Origin of the sequence: Streptococcus mitis bv. 2 str. SK95, assembly GCF_000222705.1 — a bacterium.
Classification (GTDB): domain Bacteria; phylum Bacillota; class Bacilli; order Lactobacillales; family Streptococcaceae; genus Streptococcus; species Streptococcus mitis_AY.
This window is the reverse complement of record NZ_AFUB01000008.1, coordinates 1-2,633: the sequence shown is the minus strand read 5'-3', so window position 1 is coordinate 2,633 and position 2,633 is coordinate 1. Positions and strand designations below refer to the sequence as shown.

3 protein-coding genes are annotated in these 2,633 nt (G+C 34.4%); all 3 read right to left on the bottom strand.

The features are described 5' to 3' along the window. Positions 1-554, bottom strand: a 554-nt coding sequence (locus tag HMPREF9965_RS03675) for a hypothetical protein (protein WP_000553134.1), incomplete at its 3' end; no start/stop codon positions are given. Between the two features lie 18 nt (positions 555-572). Continuing rightward, on the bottom strand, positions 573-1,286 hold the full coding sequence (locus HMPREF9965_RS13290) for a hypothetical protein (protein WP_042898777.1): 714 nt from the start codon (positions 1,284-1,286) through the stop codon (positions 573-575). Beyond that, positions 1,270-2,190: a hypothetical protein gene (locus HMPREF9965_RS13285; RefSeq protein WP_004243019.1), complete on the bottom strand. Its 921-nt coding sequence runs from the start codon at positions 2,188-2,190 to the stop codon at positions 1,270-1,272. Before HMPREF9965_RS13285 ends, HMPREF9965_RS13290 begins: the two co-directional genes overlap by 17 nt. Positions 2,191-2,633 lie beyond the last annotated feature (443 nt).

The following is a 2,633-nucleotide window of genomic DNA, read 5'->3' as shown; positions in this document are numbered from 1 at the left end:
ATTATTTTTCCTTCCTTTAAAAAATTTTTATTTATATATTCTTCAAAATGGAACCGTTTTGTAAAAAATCCGTTCGTATAAAATAGATAAGAAAAACAAACTACATAGTCCATCACTAGTAACAAGAATATACTGGGTCTTGAAAGATATAGAAACATTGAAAAAGAAAACATAACAATAAATAATAAGGTAAGTAGCACTATGGTTTTGTTATGTTTTTTCACTTGCTTTCGAAATTCCTCATACTCATCCTTTGTAAATTCAACCTTTTCAAATTCTGTATTCTTATATAGCCGTTTATTAAAAACAATCGCAGCAATGATCGAAAGCGCAAAGGACACCAGTAACAGATAAATACTTAGAACCACGTTAGATTCAACGCTTTTAAAGAGCCCAATTCCTAGAATATGGTAACCAATGATAGAAGACAAAAATATTTTGGATTCAGATACCTTATGAGCAATAGATTTTTTTAAATCACCTGTGATTAAATCTACATAATAACTATCCTCTTTATAATTGCCTAAACTAAGCAAAGATTTATAATTATGCATAATTTCTTCTCCTTATTATTAAAATACACTACCTAACCCCGAGAAAAATCCATTAACTGCATCTCCCGCACTGTCCCATATTTTTCCAGCTGTATCACTGACAGAATCTACAAAATTTTCCACATTTTTTTTGGCACCTTCATAAGTTTTTCCTATCCAGTTTCCCACCTCTTCAATATTATCATCATAAATTTTATCAAATAACATGGAACCCGCTACACCTAAAACAAATCCTAAACCAGCACCTGCTACTGTCCCTATTGGACCACCAAATGACCCTATAGCAGCACCTAATTTTGCTGAGGCAAAACCAATTCCAGCATGCGCTCCTGCTTTAATTAACGCTTCTCCTGGTTGCTTACCATCTAAAAGTTGGGCACTAAAATCAAGTGCTGATCCCAAACCATATGGTAATGCTTTCGCAAATTTAGCGCTCCCTAAAAATCCATCTAATTTATTCACTAACGGTATTACACAATCTCCAATTTTCTCAATGGTTTCTCCCACCATTTTATTAACTGTAGATCCAGGTGCAGTTGATAGAAGCGCACTTAATCCATATTTCGTTAGTGTATTCCCAATCTGGGATTTTAAGCCATTGATTAAATATGGAACTTGATATGGAAGCATGTAAGAGGTATAATGTGCTGTCGCTAACTCAGACCATTTATCACTCAATTTTGAAGTAATACTTTCCTTAAAAAAATCTACAGACTTATTTTTTAGTATCATCCGAAGAAATATTTATACCATTTTGTTGTAGGAAATTAAAAACATCATTTATAGCTTCTTCGCTAATTTCTCCTCTTTTATATGCCTCTAAAGTATCTGATATCATTTTTACAAGATCATTGGTTTCTTTTTCAACATAATTCTTCAAAGCATTATTCACGCTATCAGGAAGGTTCCTTCCATAGCGTTTTCGATAAGCTTCGATCGCTTTCACATCATCCTCAGTAAGCTCTTTACCATCTTTTATTTTCTCAAGAACCTTCTTATAATCTCCGTCAATCTTAACCTTATTTTCCCACTCACCCTCGATATTCTGTGCCCATCCCAGAGTATTCACAGGGTGCTTGGGAAAAGTACCACTAAAACTTGCAAACTCTGTTTGGATTTGACTTAAGCCCGTTTGGAGATTTTGAGCTAAGTTATCAACTAAGCTACTACCTTCCCCTACAGAAAAAACGTCATTGGAGCTTCCAGCAAACATATTTAACTTGCGGAGCTTATCTATTTTTTCATTTCTTTGTTTTAGGAGGTCATCCATACGATTTGAAAGACTACTTAAAGTGCTTGCACTTGTAGATTCGTCTCCAACCATAGCATTGTACATTCCTCTAATACTATGAAGACTAGATTCAAGACTACGGATTTCACTCTCAAGTACCTCTGAATCAAGGTCATCATCTCCAACTTCTGAACGATATTTTGAGGGAAGACCTGGAACAGCTTCGCTTACTAATTCTGAGTACATGATAGCTCCCTTGAGCAAGGGAGTGATTACATTCATACCATATTGTTTACCACTATCATAGGCTGCCCCTTGCAAATCTCCTGCATTATCAAATGCTGATAATGCAGAAATTGCTTGATCGTAGGAAGCTATTCTAGCTTCTCCTACCCTTGTAGTCAATCAACAAGAAAGCCACATCATGAGGGTGGAAGTTGACGGCAAGGGACAGGATATTTTTTGAAAATAGCAGAAGAGATAAACAAGCGAAAATATAGAATTTTCAAGGTACTAGAAAATGTTCTTGTTCTATTATACCACAATATCAAAATAGCCCTCTTTCCATAGGAACAAAGCTATATCTTTGTATCATGAATTTAGGCTTATGGTCACGCTAATTCATCTTACGACATAGAACAAACAAAAGCGAGAAGTTGCTTTAATGATAAAGTAGCTCCTCGTTTTTGATTTTTATTTAAAGCATAGTGATTTTTTCAACAATCTCTAAAAATATAGCTTATTCGAATTTTGTTACACTTTTTAATGGTTTTAAAACTTTATTTACTTTCAAGTTAGCCACTAAATAGAGAGTTGAGAGTATAAAAAAGAGAGAACGAATCCCGTCC

What these genes read in the sequence shown, in the direction of transcription:
- HMPREF9965_RS13290 (WP_042898777.1), bottom strand. Translation starts at nt 1,286, where the DNA reads ATGATACTAAAAAATAAGTCTGTAGATTTTTTTAAGGAAAGTATTACT.